This is a genomic window from Paenibacillus assamensis DSM 18201 (assembly GCF_000422445.1).
In the GTDB taxonomy this organism is placed as follows: domain Bacteria; phylum Bacillota; class Bacilli; order Paenibacillales; family Paenibacillaceae; genus Paenibacillus_B; species Paenibacillus_B assamensis.
Genome location: NZ_AULU01000003.1, coordinates 379729 through 396938, shown reverse-complemented (window position 1 = coordinate 396938; position 17210 = coordinate 379729). Strand labels below are relative to the sequence as shown.

The window sequence follows — 17210 nt, the reverse complement described above, 5'->3', positions numbered from 1 at the left end:
CAACAAGGTCCTCACGGAACCATTGGTTTCAGTTAGACGAGAGTTTGTTCCTTTCACAGCTACCTCGTTTCGTGATCGTTGCCTTGTTAAATATTGATAGTTTCCATACTAGTATGAAGGAGTGCGGAGTAGTAAGAGATGCACATGTGAGTATGTGTGTACATACATTGCGCTTCGTTTACAATTTTTTGCTTAATAGTATTTGGAAAATGTGCTACTATCAAAATTATCCATGTCATATACTAGAAAAAACATGGAGATGGCTACTAGACAAACATCATAGAAAACAAGAGGGGAAGATGGCTATGAAGAAATCAGCTTGGAAATGGATGCTGGCAGCGTGTATGTTGTTCGGTACGATGGCGCCAGTTGCTCTAGCAGCACAAGAAACCGTGCCTGCAAAAGAGTCTCAAACGGTTCAAGAAGACCACGTTAATACAGGTCAAGTCCCGCTACGTCAAGCGGCTTTATCGATTGGGGCTGTTGTGAAATGGGACAAGGCTGCTCACGCTGCAAAAGTCAGCTACGGTGATGTCGTATGGACCGTACGTTTGAACAATGCTGTTTCGGATGTAAATGGTACCGAGCTGAAGCTCAGTGCTAAGCCTGGCCTGACGGAGCAAAAGAACATGACCGTTCCGTGGGAAAGCTTCAAGCAAGCCCTTAACGTTAATGCAGAGTGGAAAGATAATAAAGTGGTCGTCGATGCTGCGGATTGGAAGACGAGAGCTTCTCAATTCGTCGTGACATGGGGACAAACGGTAGCGAATCCTCAAGCTGAGGCTGCTTTGCAGCCATATTTGACGGAGGCGTTGAAGAAAGCGACGAAACACTACCCATTTTCAATGACTGTGATGCAGCTTGTTCCTACAATGGGTCAGCCAGTTCAATTTGTTTCTGCAACACAGCAGCATAATGGTGTTCATCATACAGTGACGGCTACATTTAAGACAGATAAGGGGATTCCACTCCAAGTGGAGCTTCGTTATACAGCAGAAGGGCTTATCAATGAGGTATTCCCCATTTACATGCCAGCAGCAGGTTATCAGAAGCCTGCCTATGATAAGGCAGACAGCTATAAAGAAGAGTCTATCGTATTCGGTGAGGATGGATTTAAACTTCCTGGAACGTTGACTTTGCCGACAGATGTAAAAGGAACAGTGCCGGTTGTCGTGCTCGTGCACGGTTCTGGTCAGCATGATAGAGACGAGTCGCATGGGGCTAGTAAAATATTACGTGATCTGTCAGTTGGACTTGCGCAGCAAGGTGTAGCTACGGTGCGCTATGAGAAGCGGACTCGTGAATACCCGAATCAAACTGCAGGTGCAGCAGACTTTACGGTCATGCATGAAACGGTAGCTGATGCAGTCTATGCAGCGAATTGGGCTGCGCAAGATAAGCGCATTGATAAAGCGAATGTATATGTGCTCGGACATAGCCAAGGTGGTATGCTTGTACCGCGTATTTTGGACAACGATAAAGACAAAACGATTCGTGGTGCTATTGTTGCGGCAGGACCTGCTGGTCCACTTGAAGACTTAATCTTGGTGCAACTAGAAGCTCAAGTGAAACGTGCTAAGGATGGCAAGCTTCCGCAAGAAGTTATTTCACAATTGGAAGGGGGAGTTGCAGGATTTAAGGAGTACTTGAAAGTTATTAAAGATGAGAAGTACAGTGTGGACAATTTGCCGCCGAATTTCCCGATGGGGAAATGGTGGATGGATTTCCGCAACAATTATGCGGCAGAAGCAGCGAAGAAACAAACGATCCCGCTCTTTGTCATTCAAGGGGACAACGATGTTCAAGTGGATAAGTCACATTTAGATGTGTGGAAGAAGGAACTGACGCACCGCAGCAATGTCGAGTACAAATTGTATCCGAAGCTAAACCATTTCTTTATTCCAAGCGAGCAGCCATCTACGGGAGCAGAGTATGCGATTCCAGGTAATGTGCCGCTTGAAGTAGCAGAAGATGTAGCGAAGTGGATTAAGGCGCAGAAATAAGCCAGCTAAGTAGGCTTGGAGTGATTACAAAGGAATGTTATGTTGGCTGCTACTTGATTGCTAGCTGATTACTACTTAAATTGTTAGTTATTTTGTTGGGAAATTACTAGGAAATATGAGTTTGAGGCAGTCTCTTTGTAAAGGTGAATATGAAGGTCGAGTTAGGGACAGGCTTGTCCCTAACTCGACCTTTTTGCCCATTGTATTCTCCCTATTCAATATATTTATCGTAATCAGGATTGGCAATCAGATTGGCTAGTAATCAGAAATATTGTGGCTTCCAATTGATGTGAAAAGCCTTGAATGGTAAATTTTGATAGCAGAATAGCAGAATAGCAGAATAGCAGAATAGCAGAATAGCAGAATAGCAGAATAGTAAATAGCAGAATAGTAAATAGCAGAATAGTAAGGTACCCAGATGGCTAAATATCAAGAAAGCATGTACCAAGATAGCAAATACCAAAAAGCTGCAAAAGTACATCTTTATTCGTGCATTATGTCCCAGTAAGGGGACATTCGGTGAGAATGCCTGCATAATTGCAACAATTCCTGATTGTTTCGTAGATTTGGAGCACAAAAGATGCATTTTTGCAGGCATTTTAAATGAGAACGAAACTCCGCTTGAAAATGCCGCGGGCGATTGCAGTTCGCGCAGCCGGGTTGAATATAACCGCTGCATTCGACTGCTGTGTTCAGTGACCCAGTAGTGCTCTCGATGTGCTATCTAATACACGGTCTAGCACACTCTCTAAGCACATTCTCTAAGCGCACTGTCTCAGCGCAAAGTCTAGTACACCAACCTAGTTTCAAGCACCTTCTATTCGCCTCTTATTACACGATTTAATGAATTTGGAGCGTACTTAATGATCCCTGCGTTATCGCCACCTATAATACGTGGGCCGAAGTTGGATGGATATGACGAACAGTTCTCTAAATATTGAACAGTCTGGCTGTCTGCTCGAATGGTGCGCAGCTTGACTACAGATGCGCCGTCATATTGCTGCAGCAATATAGAGACATCCGGCCATTCGCGGTTCAACCATCTGCCAGATTGATGTTTAACCGGGATGGACCTACCAGAGGGCACCTCACACACCTTTACGTCTTCCTTTGCTAACTGGTTGCCAGTCATAACGGACAATGGCCTATGTTCAGGAGGAGACTGCGATTGTGTCCAGCCAATCGATATAAACAATAGCAGCGCAGCAGCTCCCATTGCGGACATCATCTTGAATCGATGCTGACGCAACAACACAGGCATTTTTTTGTACAGCCAATATTTCCACTTCAATCTAGTATGCAAACGTTCAGGGACTGGAGGAAGCGATGTATGTTCTTTTTGAGCCCCATGTAATATGCCTTTCCATTCTTGATGCAGGTCTTGGCATGACGGGCACATCTGTATATGAGCGTGACAATGCGCCGAACGATCTTCGGGCAATTGACCGAGAATGTAATCGATCATTTCTTGTTCTGTGCATGTACAAGTATGTTCATTCATGTTTGCGTCCCTCCTTAGAAGCGTTGCCTAGTGGATAGCCGTTCCAGTGTTTGCGTATATTTTGAATGCCGTAGCGAATTAACGACTTAACGGTACCTAGCGGGTAATTCATCTTCTGGGCAATTTGCTGCTGGGTTTGTGATTCGTAATAAAATCCGATCAGTGTCTCTCTTTGTGTTTTCGGTATCTGTTGGATAGCCTCGTATAATTGTTCCTCATCAAGACGTCGAATGACGCGCTCCTCTGGAGTCGTTGCCTCGATTGCTGTTGGCATATCTGTTAATGCATCTTCGCATATCGTTCTCTTTTGGCGTCTCATCCGATCTAAGCAGCGGCTGCGCGTCTTCACAGCGAGCCATGCTTCCAACGAGCCTCTCTTTGAATCGAATTGATCAGCCTTTCGAAATGCTTCAAGAAATACATCGTGGCAAATATCTTCTGCTTCCATTCTATCGTTCATCATCTTAAGTGCTATATGAAAAACAAGAGACGAGTATTGCTCATAAAATTGTTCGAATGCAATCATAGACCCCTCATGTAATTCATGCAGCAATCTAGGAGCATTGGCATTATTTTTTATTGTTCTCACCTCTGGCTTCTATAAGTCTCGAATATCAATATAGATCTAATTTTTAATAAAAAGTATGGTTTTTCATGAATTTCACCTTGTTTTAAGTGAATTTTTATCTATATTTAATAAATCCAATTGCCCTTCTCGTGCGTAGGTGAAGTGATAACAATGATGGGAGAGGGTTCTAGCATGCAAAAAAAGTGGATGGTCGCATTTAGTGTGATGCTGACATTGATGATGGGAACGTTGGTTGGAGGAGGTTACAGTGTCTATGCTGCCAGCGGGGTTGCGCTCTATACGCCGTATACGAACATTTCGGTTACACCAGGTGAATCGATTTCGTATTCTGTAGACGTGATGAACAACACGGCTAGTGTACAAAATGTAGCGCTCTCGCTAGAAGGTGTACCGAAAGAATGGAAAGCAGAGCTAACTTCTGGAGGTTGGGCGATTAAGCAAATTGGTGTGAAACCTGATAGTGAGCAAAATTTGAATCTCCAAATTGATGTACCATTGGCCGTAGAAAAAGGTACCTATAACGTAACGTTGAAGGCAGCGGGCCATTCTACTTTACCTTTGAGCATTAACGTTACAGAGCAAGGTACGTACAAAACAGAGCTGACAACGGAGCAGCCCAATTTGCAAGGTGATGCGAACTCTGCGTTTGACTACACACTTACGTTGAAAAATAGAACAGCGAATGATCAGCAATACGCTTTGTCTGGTGCTGCGCCACGCGGTTGGACAGTCTCCTTTTTGAGCGGTGGACAAAGTGTAACTTCTGTAGAAGTAGCCGCGAACTCTACTGCTGATATTAGCGTATCGGTTAAGCCTCCGGCAGAAGTGAAGGAAGGCAGCTACAAAATCCCTGTAAAGGCGGCGACGAACTCAACATCAGCAGATGCGGAACTGGAAGCAGTGATTACAGGCACGTATGGGCTGAAATTGACGACACCAAGTGGTTTGCTTAGCACGGATATTACAGCAGGCAAGGAAAAGAAGTTGGAGATGCAAGTCACGAATACAGGAACGGCAGCATTGAAAGATATTGAACTTTCCTCTACGACACCTGTAGATTGGGAGGTTACCTTTGATGAGGACAAAATTGCTAGTTTGGAACCGGGACAATCGGCACATGTAACGGCTACGGTTAAAGCAAATAATAAGTCGATCTCCGGTGACTACCAGCTTGATCTACATGCGAAAACGCCAGAATCTTCTTCTGATGTACAGTTTCGAATGACGGTGAAAACGTCGATGCTGTGGGGCTGGATCGGTGTGCTTATTATTGCTGGTGTCATCGGTGGCATGTTTTATATTTTCCGTAAATACGGGAGGAGGTAATCGTGAAACAGCCAGATAACTTGCAAATTATGGATGTGTCGGAGGCGGAGTTTGATGTACCGGATATGAGACAACCGATTATTTCGATCAAAGATTTGACGAAAATGTACGATGAACATACAGCCGTGAATCAATTGACGTTATCGATTCAAGAAGGCGAAATATACGGTTTGCTTGGTCCGAATGGAGCGGGTAAATCAACGACCATTTTAATGATGCTTGGACTCACGGAACCCACTTCAGGAACGGTTCGCGTGTGCGGCCTTGATTCGGTACGGCAGCCTATTGCGGTAAAGCGAAGAGTGGGGTATTTACCAGATGATATCGGCTTCTACGAGGATATGACAGGCTATGATAACTTGATGTATACCGCAAGGTTGAATCGGATTCCAGAATTAGAAGCGAGACAGCGTGTAGACGCTATGTTACAGCGCGTAGGCTTGTCTGATGCAGCTAGGAAGAAAGCGAGCACCTATTCCCGTGGGATGAGACAGCGCCTTGGCTTAGCAGAAGTGCTGTTGAAGAAGCCAGAAGTCATTATTTTGGATGAGCCTACGCTTGGTCTTGATCCAGAAGGTGTGCGTGAGCTGTTGCAGTTAATTAAGGCGTTAAGTCGAGATGAAGGCATTACGGTACTGCTGTCTTCGCATCATTTGCATCAAGTGCAGCAGATTTGCGACCGTGTTGGCATTTTTGTAAAAGGAGAGCTGCTTGTTGAAGGGGATGTACCGTCGTTGGCAAAAGGATTATTCCTAGAGGAAGCTCTTACGTTAGAAGTTGGCGTAAAGCCGATCAATAGCGAACTTATCGCCGAATTGCGGAAGCTGCCAGGGGTTGTCAGGGTAGAAGAGCAGGACGGACTGCTGCAAATTGGATGCAAGGAAGATATCTCTTCGGCGTTGTCACGCATCCTAATCGAGTCTGGTTGTTCTTTGTTCCATTTGCAAATCAAACAATATGGCTTGGATGAAATTTATCATCGTTATTTTGAGGGGGGAGAGCCGAATGCAGGAGAAAGTAAGCAGGATACTCCGTAAAACAGCACAAGTATTCTCTGGCGGTGGACAAGACGACGCGGGGGTCACGGTATCCGCTACATCTACCGCACATGTCACATATGCTGCGTCTGCTGCATCGAGAAAAGCGCCCCATCCATTTTGGATTATCGTTCGTAAAGAAATGTCGGATATTATGCTGAGTTGGCGTTATGTCATCTTGCTTGCTTTAATGCTGCTGACGTGCGGAGCATCGCTCTATACGGCGATTACGAGCATCAAAACGGCGGTTCCAACAGGTGAGGCGGTAGATTCGTTTCTGTTTCTGCGTTTATTTACGGTATCGGATGGAACGATTCCATCCTTCATCACCTTTGTCAGCTTTTTGGGGCCTTTGATCGGGATTGCGCTTGGCTTCGATGCGGTTAACTCAGAGCGGAATAAAGGGACGTTGTCGCGTATGATGGCACAGCCGATTCATCGTGATTATGTCATTAATGCCAAGTTTGTAGCGGGAATCAGTGTCATTGGACTTTTATTCTTTGCACTTGGTCTGCTTATTATGGGACTAGGGTTGCTGACGCTTGGTATTCCGCCGACGTTTGATGAGTTTTTGCGCATGATCTTTTTCTTGATGTTGAGCGTCGTTTATATTGCCTTCTGGCTGAATTTATCGATTGCGTTTTCGGTACGCTTTCGTCAGCCCGCTACGTCGGCATTGTCATGTATTGCGCTCTGGATCTTCTTCAGCGTGTTCTATACGATGATTATCGAGATGATCGCAAAAGGGATTGCGCCTGTCAATCCGACGCATATGGATCAATTGGTCAGCTATCAGCAGACGGTTCAATTTTTGCTTCGTCTATCACCCGGCCATTTGTTCAACGAAGCAACGATGACCTTGCTTATGCCGGAAATTCGCACGTTGAGCTTATTTGTTCCACCCGAGCAGACATATGGCGCGCTGCCTAGCCCGCTATCCGTCGGACAAAGCTTGCTGCTCGTTTGGCCGCAGCTAACGGGCTTGATCGCTGCTGTGTTGGTTTGCTTTATGGCAGCGTACATGATGTTTATGCGTCAGGAAATTCGTTCGCGTTAAGGATTTATGCGTATCGGGAATGCGGCATATTGACTGTCGTGCATGAATGATCGTTGGTGAACAATTAGTTATGCGAAAGCCAGCTTAGGTAATCTCAGTTTTAGGTGAACGTTGAGGCACTATTATAGAGCACAACTTTTCATAGTTGGCTTTTGATAGTGCCTTATACACGTTATACATAGTAACTGCCGACTGTCCGTTGCTGAGAAGTAGCATGAGATGCAAGCTTTTGATTTTCGAATATGAATTTGATTATGAAAATGAATCTGAGATTTGCATTTGGACATGCATTTGAGATTTGCATTTGGACATGCATTTGAGATTTGCATTTGGACAAAAGTGCAGTTATTTATTCGGTAAATCTGTATATTTGGGGTATTATCCGCAAAAATGCATTTATTTCGGCTCTTTTTTCATTTCAAGCGATAATCGAGAAAAATAACTGCACATTTGTCCATATCTACCCCAAAATGATGTTTTCTTCATAAAATAACTGCACTTTTGTCCACATGATCAGATCACAAATTAGCTTGTCATGCATGTCTGCATATTTGGCCAAGTTCCCTCATAGACATGTTAGCAGATGGAAGCCGTTACGAGGCAAAGTCATATTCAATGTCAGAGGGGATGATCTCATGCGTCGGATCTTATGGGTATTGGCCATAGTGTTGAGCTGTGCGCTATTTTTGGCTGGATGCGGTCAGAAGGATGCAACATCAGTGGTCAAGGACTTGGATCAAAAGATGAGCAAGTTGGAAAGCTATGCTGGTATTGGAACGATGACGTTGTACTCGGGCCAGCAGCCCTTAGAGTATCAAGTGGAAGTTTGGTACCAGAACCCGTCGTACTATCGTATTGAGCTGAAAAATGCCAAGAAGGACGTCTCACAGATCGTGTTGCGCAATGATGAGGGAGTTTTTGTGTTGACTCCAAGTTTGAAGAAGAGCTTCCGCTTCCAAAGCGATTGGCCGGATAATCAAGGTCAAGTTTACTTGTATCAGACGCTTATTCATAGCATTTTGGCAGATAAAGCACCGCAGTTTACGGAAGAAGGAGACAGCTTCGTCTTTGAAGTTGCGGCTAATTATCAGACGGACTCACTTGTAAGGCAGAAGATTTGGTTAGATCAGCAGAGCTACGCGCCGAAGCAAGTTCAAGTAACGGATGCAGAGTCTCGCGTTGTAGTGGAGATGAAGTTCAAGCAGTTTGATTTCAGCAAAAAGTTTGAAAAAGACGCGTTCGATATGCAGCGCAATATGACAGCGAGTGCAAATATTGATCCGCAGCCGCAAGCTCAGACCAAGCAGCCAGCCGATTCCGCTGTGTCAGCAACAGATTCATCATCTGCACCTGCATCTACAGGAGTTGCAACCGAAACACCTGCTGTAGATGGAGAGGCGAAGACAACCACAAACTCTACAGATGGATCGACAGAGCCAGCAACTAACGATGCAACAAAAGGTACTACTGAGGCACCGACGAACACTGCTACAAAAGGATCTAATGATACACCAGCCCATACAGCCCCAGATGGTGCAGCAACAACGCCTGCCCCAACAAGCACAGAAGCTGTTGACCATAACAATCATGATGCCAAAGCACCTGAAACAGCTCCGACTGGTAAGACCGCAGGCAATGAGCAAGTACCTGCCGTAGATGACCAACCGAATACAGATGATAGCGGCGGTCAAGATGAAGGAAGTCCGTTAGGACCGTTCGGTTTCATTGAGCCGTCATACACGCCAACTGGTGTAGAGCTAGGTGAACGAGTTGAGCTGCCAGACAGCAAATCTCATGCCGTGATGATGCGTTATACAGGAACGTATACGTATTCCATCATGGAAGAGCGTCCAGAAGATGTTGAGGTCGGTATTGGCTATTCAGAGGGTGTGAATCTAGGATTTACAGTTGCTCATCTTATCGGTGAAGAGCAAAAGTCGATGACTTGGCTGTATGATGGTATTAAATATCGTATTACTTCAGGAGATTTGCCGCTCACTGAGATGATTAAGATCGCCCAATCCATGGTTGATCAATCAGGGAAATAGGCTGGAATCTCGACATTTTGTGAAAAATAGGATCATTTTTCCGCACTATACTGCCGCTACACTGCGTTGACAGGCTACCAGACACCATTTAACATAGGTTTGTTGACGATTGAGCGGCAATATGGAACGGAGAAGGTGACACGAATGGAATCATACTATCGTCCTACACGAATCGAGCTTTCTTTAGATGCGCTCGAGCATAATATACAAGCTTTTCGCAGCATGATCCCGGAAGGGACGAAGCTTGGCCTATGTGTCAAAGCAAATGCCTATGGTCATGGTGCCGTAGAAATGGCTAAAGCAGCAGAGCAGATCGGTACAGATTACTTCAACGTTGCATTCATAGATGAAGCAATTCAATTGAGACAGGCGGGTATTGTGACGCCAATTCTCGTGTTGGGCTATACGCCGCCGGAAGCAATTCCGACGGCGTTCTGCCATCATATTAGTATTAATGTATTTTCTGAAGACGTATTGAAAGCCCTAGAGCAGCAAGCTCCTACCTTGTCAGCGGACAATAATGGACATCGTTTGCGTGTCCATGTGAAAATAGATTCCGGAATGGGAAGGCTTGGCTTGCGCTCGCCTGATGAAGCGGTTGCATTTATAAGTCGTTTATCCCGAATTGAGGGTGTGGATGTAGAAGGATTATTTACACACTTTGCTTCTGCGGATGAAGAAGATAAAACGTACACAAATATGCAGATAGAGCGATTCCAGTCTGTAGTACAGGCTTTGAAGCAGCATCAGCAATGTCCGGCAGTGATTCATCTGAGCAATAGTGCGGGAACGATTGAGTTACCAGGCTGCGCAGTGAATATGGTACGTGTTGGGATTAGCATGTACGGGCTGTATCCATCTGATGAGGTCAACAAGACAGCTGTTTCTTTACAGCCTGTTATGTCCTGGAAGACGCAAGTGGTTCATGTCAAGCAGCTTCCAACTGGCGAAGGGGTTAGCTATGGCACTAAGTATTTCACATCAGGGGACGAGTGGATAGCTACGATCCCTGTCGGATACGCAGATGGTTACTCACGTATGCTCAGTGGTAAAGCTGAAATGCTTATTCGCGGCAAACGAGTACCCGTAATTGGGCGGATCTGTATGGACCAATGCATGGTATCCCTAGCATCGCTTGGTGAAGAGGCGGCTGATGTGCGTGTTGGTGAAGAAGTTGTTCTCATAGGGACCCAACACGATGCCCGTATTTCTACCGAAGAGATGGCCGATAAGCTTGGCACGATCAATTATGAGATTATATGCAAGCTTGCACATCGAATTCCACGTATTTATGAAAAACAGAACGATGTGCGCAGTGTGTACAATCCTTTATTGTAACATGTGACAAAAACAATAATTTTCCTACATTCTCTCCATTTGGATGAAGGAAAATGAGGAAACATGCTCGAATAATGGTATAATCGATAAAGTATAGCAGTATTCGATAACGTATTGTAATGAATAAAATGAAGCTATATATACCGTGTATGACTTTTCACATATCCGATCTATATGCGGCATATATATGCTCTTGTATAATTTTTCTATAGGTACGACATAATGGTGATAAGGCAGGAAAGGTTTTGGGGGTGCGAGAACAGGTGCGAAACATACACAACACCAAACGAATAATGATCAGCTTGCCCGACCAACTGTTACAGGAAGTGGACGGCATCGTGGCAATGGAGAACTCCAATCGCAGTGAATTCATTCGCCAAGCTATGAAATTGTACTTGAACGAACGGAAGAAACGTCATATCCGTGAGTCTATGCAGCGTGGCTATATGGAGATGGCGAAGATAAACTTGACGATGGCATCCGAAGCGTTCTATGCAGAAGCAGATGCGGATGGCACGCTGGGCCGTTTAGTTAGCGGGGTGTAGCCAGTGATTGTGAAGCGCGGGGATGTATTTTTTGCTGATTTATCACCCGTGGTTGGTTCGGAGCAGGGCGGTGTTCGTCCGGTTCTCGTTATTCAGAATGATATTGGCAACCGCTTCAGCCCAACCGTCATAGTAGCGGCTATAACAGCGCAGATCCAGAAGGCGAAGCTTCCAACTCATGTGGAAATCGATGCGGAGACGCATGGCTTTGATCGTGATTCTGTTATTTTATTGGAGCAGATTCGTACAATCGACAAGCAGCGTCTGACGGATAAGATTACACATTTGGATGATGAGACGATGCGCAAAGTTGACGATGCCCTCCAGATTAGCATTGGTTTGATTGATTTTTAATTGAGAAATAGCCTCTGCCTGTTTATTCAGACAGGTGGAGGCTCGTTCGCTTTTCCTTCTTGTCGATATGTGGACAAAGATAAGGCTGCTGATTGCATAATCGGTGGTCTTTTTTGTTTCCTCTAGGCACTGCTGGAAAAGCTGTCGGATTTCTGAGACAATAATGATGGTGAGGTTACTAGCCATTGAGATAGAAAGGAAGGCTAAGATGACGGTATCTGAACAAACGATGGAGTTAGCAGAACTGGAAGCGATTGTAGAGCAGCTAAAAGCAAATGAGCGTGAGCGTCTTTTAAAGCAGCTTTCTTCTGAGCTGTCTCTTGGGACAGGACAAGTTCAACGTACGATCGAGCTATTGGACGAAGGGAACACCATTCCGTTTATTGCTCGTTATCGTAAAGAAATGACAGGAGAACTTGACGAGAATCAGCTTCGTAGCTTGGAAGAAAGGTTAGGCTACATTCGCGGGTTGGAAGAACGCAAACGCGAAGTGATGCGTCTCATTGCAGAGCAGAACAAGCTGACAACGGATCTGCAACAAGCCATTGTGAAAGCGGTTAAGCTGCAAGAAGTAGAGGACTTGTATCGTCCGTATAGACAGAAACGGAAAACTCGTGCAAGCGTTGCGAAAGAACGAGGCTTACAGCCGTTGGCGGATTGGGTGCTTACGGAGCCAAAGTCAGGAGACCCTTTGCAGGAAGCTGCTGCCTACATCCAGCCTGATTTAGGTGTGGAGACGAGCGAGCAAGCGATACAAGGTGCGCTCGACATTATCGCCGAGTTAATCGGGGATGATCCTGTCGTTCGTAAATGGGTTAGACAATATACATACGAACAAGGATTGCTGCGGACTGAGGCTAAAGATACAGAACAGGAATCGGTGTATGAGATGTACTATGCGTACAGTGAGCCTGTTAAGCGTCTGCCTTCCCATCGAATATTGGCGATTAACCGTGGTGAGCGGGAAGATGTGTTGAAGGTATCATTGGATGTACAGCTCGACACGATTTTGGCATACATACAGAAAAAGTGGATTCGCGGTGCATCGGTTGTTCGTAGTTTGCTGGAAGCGACAGTTGAAGATGCTTACAAGCGTCTAATTGCTTCATCAATTGAACGCGATGTACGCAATGAGTTGACAGAGAAGGCGGAGGAGCAGGCAATTGATGTATTCGCCAAAAATCTGCGCAGCTTGCTGTTGCAGCCGCCTGTTAAAGGCAAGACGGTATTAGCCGTTGACCCAGCATTTCGTACTGGCTGTAAGCTAGCTGTTGTCAATGATATTGGTAAAATGCTTGAAGTAGCAGTGACGTATCCGACTGCGCCGCATAACAAGGTTAAAGAAGCAGAGCGTATTTTCAGTGAATTGGCTCGTAAATACGATGCAGATATTGTCGTTATCGGAAATGGTACAGCATCAAGGGAAACGGAGCAGTTCGTTGCGGAGTGGCTTGGACACTATGCTGCTGAATCCGGTAAGAGATTACAGTACCTTATCGTAAATGAAGCGGGAGCGAGTGTTTATTCTGCATCTAAATTAGCACAGGAAGAGTTCCCTAGTCTTGATGTTGCCGAGCGTAGTGCAGTATCTATCGGTCGACGGGTACAAGACCCGCTTGCCGAGCTAGTTAAAATCGATCCGAAGGCAATTGGGGTCGGACAATATCAGCATGATGTCGCTGCTAAACGTTTAGAAGAGAACCTTGGCGCCGTTGTTGAATCTGCGGTTAACCATGTTGGTGTTGATGTAAATACAGCTTCCCCTTCGCTTCTTTCTTACGTGGCTGGAATAAATGCAACGTTGGCCAAAAATATCGTGAAGCACCGGGAAGAGAACGGCAAGTTCACCAAGCGTCAGCAGTTGCAGAAGGTGGCTCGTCTTGGCCCGAAAGCCTACGAGCAATGTATTGGCTTCTTGCGCATTACAGATGGAGATTATGCGCTTGATCGAACGCCGATTCACCCTGAATCCTATAAGGTAACTGAGCGCCTGCTTGCTTCGCTCGGCTTCAAAGCCGATGCAATCGGCTCAGAGGAGCTTGTGAAGAAACTGCGCGATGCCTCCATTGAGCAATTGGCAGACGAGCTGGAAGTTGGTATACCGACGTTGAAAGATATCGTAGACAGCTTGCTGCGCCCTGGACGCGATCCGCGTGAGGAACTGCCGCCACCGATCTTCCGTACAGATGTGCTTCAAATTGAAGACTTAGCTCCTGGTATGGAACTGCAAGGAACCGTTCGGAATGTGATCGACTTCGGGGCCTTCGTTGACATCGGAATCAAAAATGATGGGCTCGTCCATATTTCGCAAATTAGCGATCGCTTCGTGAAGCATCCGCTTGATGTCGTTTCTGTTGGAGACAATGTGACCGTATGGGTCATGCAGGTGGACGTGAAAAAAGGCCGCGTTGGGTTGACCATGAAGCAGCCTAAGCAATAGGAGGATGATGGAGTAAGCACACATATTGTGCATTCCCGTCATGTTTCAATAAACATGTAGAAGCCGGACATGCCTCCCTGAGAGATATGGTCCGGCTTTATTCCGAGAGGGGCGACGAAGCCTATCGCTTGCTGAATGATTTGTTGATCTGATTACGGAGTTGTCTTCGAATGGAATGAACGAACTGACGGCTTCGAACGATAAAAAAACCAACAATCATTGAGCAGCTTGATCTGCCGACGATCTTTTTTCTGATAGGCTTTCATCAGCTGATTGCATAACCATTGCGGCACAGGTATTCCCTCCTTCAAGTGATGACGATACGATGTTGTACCGTTATCATATGGGCATTTGTCATGGAAGGTGCAGGTCCTGTAAAGTACATAAGCTATGATAAATTTAAAAGTGCTGCACAAATAAAAAACTCCAGCGCGGTTAAGCAGCGGGAGTTCGTAAAATGTATTCCTATGTTACTAAACAGCTTCTTCCTCATACCATTGTTCCATTTGCGCTTGTAGGGCACGAATCTCCGTAAGCAGGGAGATCAGTGGGTACTCCGTTTCGCGAATGGACGCAAAAGCTTGCTCAAGTTCATTCAAATAATGAAGTCCGCTCACGATCTGATCTTGTTCGCGCAGCAATTCAAGATGATCGCATTCTGCTACTGCAACAGGCAGTACGGGAACCTCATGAGCGGTTAGCTTGCCAATTTCTTTATTCAAACGTAGGTTCAACGCACTTAGTTGATAAGCATAGTCAGTCGGCATTTCTACAAACTCCAGCTTCGTATCGCGTTGTAAAATAAGATAGCGCATATTCGGCATAATCTGTCGCTCCTTCACGTTCAATTGCCATTATTCTCTTGACAGTGTAATGGACTTCAAGTACAAATTCAAGTATGGAAAACTCGCATGCTTTTTAAATGAGAGGACAAGCAGCTAAATACGTGGAGGGCGGTGCGCTTACCTTGAATCGGATAACAGAACCTATTTTACAGCAGATGGTAGAGCGTATTTCCATCGAATCGTTTGGCAAACCGTTTCGTCATCGAGCAACGTTCAACGCCCGATTGAAGACGACTGGCGGTCGATATTTGCTGCGATCCCATAATATCGAGATTAACCCGAAGCAGTGGGAAGCCCACGGGGAAGAAGAAGTGATCCGTATTATTAAGCATGAACTGTGTCATTATCATCTTCATATAGAAGGAAAGGGATATCAGCATCGGGATAAGGATTTTAAACAATTGCTGCAAAAGGTTGGCGGATCGAGATTTTGTAAGGCGATTCCCAGCTTGCAGAAGAACCGTAGAGAGCCCTATCGATATCGGCTGGTATGTAAAGCATGCGGCCTTACTTATTTGCGCAAGCGCCGTGTAGATGTTCGTAAGTACGTTTGCGGTCGTTGTAGAGGGTCGCTCCTTATGGAGCGTCTTGCTGTTGAGACAGGAACATCTAAGAATTTGAAGTAGGAGGGGATAGATATGGCTAAGTTAGCAGGCAAAACGATAGTTCTTACTGGACCGCGTAAGGCGGAAGAAATGGCAACGATCGTGATGAAGCAGGGTGGAACACCGCTCATTCGTCCGACGCAGGGGACGGTTTATGCACAATTTGAACATCTGGATCAAGAAGTGGACAAGCTCCTTCATACACCGTTCACATGGGCCATATGGACGACGGGTATTGGCATTAATACGCTACTGGAAGCAGCTGAAGCATCAGGCAAGGCGGATGCTTTGAAGGCGCGACTTAAGGAGCTGAGGCATGCAGCGCGAGGTTATAAAACGATGAATGCGTTGAAGCGACTTGGTATTGTACCAGAAGTTCGTGATGACGATGGTTCAACAGCGGGGCTTATTAGAGCCTTGGAAGTTCATGGAGCGGAGCACTTTAAGGGTGAAACCGTTTCTTTGCAGCTTCATGGTGACCCTGCGCCTGCGTTGGTGGCTTTCTTTGAGGAAGCTGGAGCTCGTTATGCGGAGCTGATGCCATATCGTCACGTTCCACCTGAGCCTGAAGTGATGAAGCAGCTGCTGGCAGAGATCGTGCAAGGCCAAGTCGATGCAGTCGTCATGACAAGTGCGCCTCAGCCGAGATTTTTATTTGAATATGCTCGTGAGCAAGGGTTGGAGCAAGAGCTGCTGGAGCAATTTGCATCGGGTACACTGGCAACGGCCGTTGGCAAGGTGACAGCGGGTGTGCTGCGGGATGAAGGCGTTGAGCGCATTCTTGTGCCGCAAGAGGAGCGAATGGGAGCGTTAATTGTGCGGTTGGCGCAATGGTATGATGAGAAGCAGGAAGAAACTATAGATTAAATGGTGCCATATTATCATTCATAATGATTATAAAAGAACGGCCAATAGGTTGATAAGTTGCGACTGCTTCCCGATATGCTAATGGGAAGCGGTCGTTTGTTTTTTCTGGGCTTAATAGCGGCGTGGACATTGAATCAACTAACTTCTAGCAAGCAGTAACATATTTGCAGAAAATCCTGCTCACATATTGCTATTCAAACCATTCGAGTACACCTAATGGCTCGAAACAGATCGTATATTTTCCTACTGTTACGGATGAGCCGTACTTTTCTTGAAAATGAAGGAGAGTAGAGTCAAGGAAATCCTCAGTGACCCCGATATAGTTAGCAAGCTCATATCGATTGCGGATACCGTGCTTATGGGCATCAACAATTATATCTAACGAAATCAGTCTGTTATAGCCCCAATTGCGTGCGCGCTTCTCCTGCTTGCGATTGCACAGTACACTTTGATTGGTTATATCCCCAGAGGAGGTATAGTAATGACCAAGCTCCTCCGCGAGAATGCAAGCTTTCTCAATATTCGTAGAAATATGCTTATTGATCCAGATTACTTTGTCCGAATAAAATCCTTTATTTCTTGATGTCATCGGCATTTCATAAGTATCTACCTTTTGTTGTGCTGCCTCTTTAAGCAATTGCTCATAGCTCATGGC

16 protein-coding genes are annotated in these 17210 nt (G+C 45.6%); 11 read left to right on the top strand and 5 right to left on the bottom strand.

Translation table 11 applies throughout. The annotated features are described in order from the left end of the window. Window positions 1-305: 305 nt before the first annotated feature. Window positions 306-2003, top strand: a complete 1698-nt coding sequence (locus H580_RS0101650; protein ID WP_036604288.1) for an alpha/beta hydrolase family protein — start codon at window positions 306-308, stop codon at window positions 2001-2003. 817 nt (window positions 2004-2820) lie between these two features. Here H580_RS0101650 and H580_RS0101645 read toward each other — a convergent pair. Both H580_RS0101645 and H580_RS22960 read right to left on the bottom strand, forming a co-directional pair. After that, window positions 2821-3504, bottom strand: coding sequence for an anti-sigma factor family protein (locus H580_RS0101645; protein WP_028593247.1), 684 nt, complete (start codon window positions 3502-3504; stop codon window positions 2821-2823). Continuing rightward, the gene (locus tag H580_RS22960) at window positions 3497-4030 is read right to left on the bottom strand and encodes an RNA polymerase sigma factor (protein ID WP_051217143.1); all 534 of its coding nucleotides are present in this window, start codon (window positions 4028-4030) and stop codon (window positions 3497-3499) included. Before H580_RS22960 ends, H580_RS0101645 begins: the two co-directional genes overlap by 8 nt. A gap of 234 nt (window positions 4031-4264) precedes the next feature. Between H580_RS22960 and H580_RS0101635 the strand changes: the two genes are divergently transcribed. From H580_RS0101635 to H580_RS0101600, 8 genes are all read left to right on the top strand, one after another. Then, a complete protein-coding gene (locus tag H580_RS0101635) occupies window positions 4265-5419 on the top strand; it encodes a COG1470 family protein (protein WP_157282637.1) in 1155 nt (384 codons plus the stop codon). A 65-nt stretch (window positions 5420-5484) separates the two neighbouring features. Continuing rightward, the gene (locus H580_RS0101630; protein WP_028593245.1) at window positions 5485-6456 is read left to right on the top strand and encodes an ABC transporter ATP-binding protein; all 972 of its coding nucleotides are present in this window, start codon (window positions 5485-5487) and stop codon (window positions 6454-6456) included. After that, entirely contained in the window at window positions 6425-7513 is a 1089-nt protein-coding gene (locus H580_RS0101625; protein ID WP_084508815.1) for an ABC transporter permease, read from the top strand. Before H580_RS0101630 ends, H580_RS0101625 begins: the two co-directional genes overlap by 32 nt. 635 nt (window positions 7514-8148) lie before the next feature. Continuing rightward, entirely contained in the window at window positions 8149-9561 is a 1413-nt protein-coding gene (locus H580_RS0101620; RefSeq protein WP_028593243.1) for an outer membrane lipoprotein-sorting protein, read from the top strand. A 144-nt stretch (window positions 9562-9705) separates the two neighbouring features. Further along, window positions 9706-10899 carry an alanine racemase gene (gene alr, locus H580_RS0101615; RefSeq protein WP_028593242.1) on the top strand — a complete coding sequence of 398 codons (1194 nt, stop codon included), beginning with the start codon at window positions 9706-9708 and terminating at the stop codon, window positions 10897-10899. 263 nt (window positions 10900-11162) lie between these two features. Further along, window positions 11163-11444, top strand: a complete 282-nt coding sequence (locus H580_RS0101610; RefSeq protein ID WP_028593241.1) for a CopG family ribbon-helix-helix protein — start codon at window positions 11163-11165, stop codon at window positions 11442-11444. A gap of 3 nt (window positions 11445-11447) precedes the next feature. Further along, entirely contained in the window at window positions 11448-11798 is a 351-nt protein-coding gene (locus tag H580_RS0101605) for a type II toxin-antitoxin system PemK/MazF family toxin (protein ID WP_028593240.1), read from the top strand. 208 nt (window positions 11799-12006) lie between these two features. Next, window positions 12007-14238, top strand: coding sequence for a Tex family protein (locus H580_RS0101600; RefSeq protein ID WP_028593239.1), 2232 nt, complete (start codon window positions 12007-12009; stop codon window positions 14236-14238). A gap of 152 nt (window positions 14239-14390) precedes the next feature. Here H580_RS0101600 and cmpA read toward each other — a convergent pair whose 3' ends face one another. Then, window positions 14391-14531, bottom strand: a complete 141-nt coding sequence (gene cmpA, locus H580_RS26090; RefSeq protein ID WP_157282635.1) for a cortex morphogenetic protein CmpA — start codon at window positions 14529-14531, stop codon at window positions 14391-14393. Between the two features lie 180 nt (window positions 14532-14711). Beyond that, window positions 14712-15062 (bottom strand): hypothetical protein, encoded by a 351-nt coding sequence (locus tag H580_RS0101590; RefSeq protein WP_028593238.1) that lies wholly within the window; start codon window positions 15060-15062, stop codon window positions 14712-14714. A 98-nt stretch (window positions 15063-15160) separates the two neighbouring features. Between H580_RS0101590 and H580_RS0101585 the strand changes: the two genes are divergently transcribed. Both H580_RS0101585 and H580_RS0101580 read left to right on the top strand, forming a co-directional pair. Further along, the gene (locus tag H580_RS0101585) at window positions 15161-15709 is read left to right on the top strand and encodes a SprT family protein (RefSeq protein ID WP_084508813.1); all 549 of its coding nucleotides are present in this window, start codon (window positions 15161-15163) and stop codon (window positions 15707-15709) included. A 12-nt stretch (window positions 15710-15721) separates the two neighbouring features. Continuing rightward, window positions 15722-16555 carry a uroporphyrinogen-III synthase gene (locus tag H580_RS0101580; protein WP_028593236.1) on the top strand — a complete coding sequence of 278 codons (834 nt, stop codon included), beginning with the start codon at window positions 15722-15724 and terminating at the stop codon, window positions 16553-16555. A gap of 190 nt (window positions 16556-16745) precedes the next feature. Here the strand turns inward: H580_RS0101580 and H580_RS0101575 are convergent, their stop codons facing one another. Next, on the bottom strand, window positions 16746-17207 hold the full coding sequence (locus H580_RS0101575; RefSeq protein WP_028593235.1) for an ImmA/IrrE family metallo-endopeptidase: 462 nt from the start codon (window positions 17205-17207) through the stop codon (window positions 16746-16748). Window positions 17208-17210 lie beyond the last annotated feature (3 nt).

Coding starts and splice junctions, on each gene's coding strand:
- H580_RS0101650 (WP_036604288.1), top strand. CDS start 306: ATGAAGAAATCAGCTTGGAAATGGATGCTGGCAGCGTGTATGTTGTTC.
- H580_RS0101645 (WP_028593247.1), bottom strand. CDS start 3,504: ATGAATGAACATACTTGTACATGCACAGAACAAGAAATGATCGATTAC.
- H580_RS22960 (WP_051217143.1), bottom strand. CDS start 4,030: ATGATTGCATTCGAACAATTTTATGAGCAATACTCGTCTCTTGTTTTT.
- H580_RS0101635 (WP_157282637.1), top strand. CDS start 4,265: ATGCAAAAAAAGTGGATGGTCGCATTTAGTGTGATGCTGACATTGATG.
- H580_RS0101630 (WP_028593245.1), top strand. CDS start 5,485: ATGAGACAACCGATTATTTCGATCAAAGATTTGACGAAAATGTACGAT.
- H580_RS0101625 (WP_084508815.1), top strand. CDS start 6,425: ATGCAGGAGAAAGTAAGCAGGATACTCCGTAAAACAGCACAAGTATTC.
- H580_RS0101620 (WP_028593243.1), top strand. CDS start 8,149: ATGCGTCGGATCTTATGGGTATTGGCCATAGTGTTGAGCTGTGCGCTA.
- alr (WP_028593242.1), top strand. CDS start 9,706: ATGGAATCATACTATCGTCCTACACGAATCGAGCTTTCTTTAGATGCG.
- H580_RS0101600 (WP_028593239.1), top strand. CDS start 12,007: ATGACGGTATCTGAACAAACGATGGAGTTAGCAGAACTGGAAGCGATT.
- H580_RS0101590 (WP_028593238.1), bottom strand. CDS start 15,062: ATGCCGAATATGCGCTATCTTATTTTACAACGCGATACGAAGCTGGAG.
- H580_RS0101585 (WP_084508813.1), top strand. CDS start 15,161: ATGAGAGGACAAGCAGCTAAATACGTGGAGGGCGGTGCGCTTACCTTG.
- H580_RS0101580 (WP_028593236.1), top strand. CDS start 15,722: ATGGCTAAGTTAGCAGGCAAAACGATAGTTCTTACTGGACCGCGTAAG.
- H580_RS0101575 (WP_028593235.1), bottom strand. CDS start 17,207: ATGAGCTATGAGCAATTGCTTAAAGAGGCAGCACAACAAAAGGTAGAT.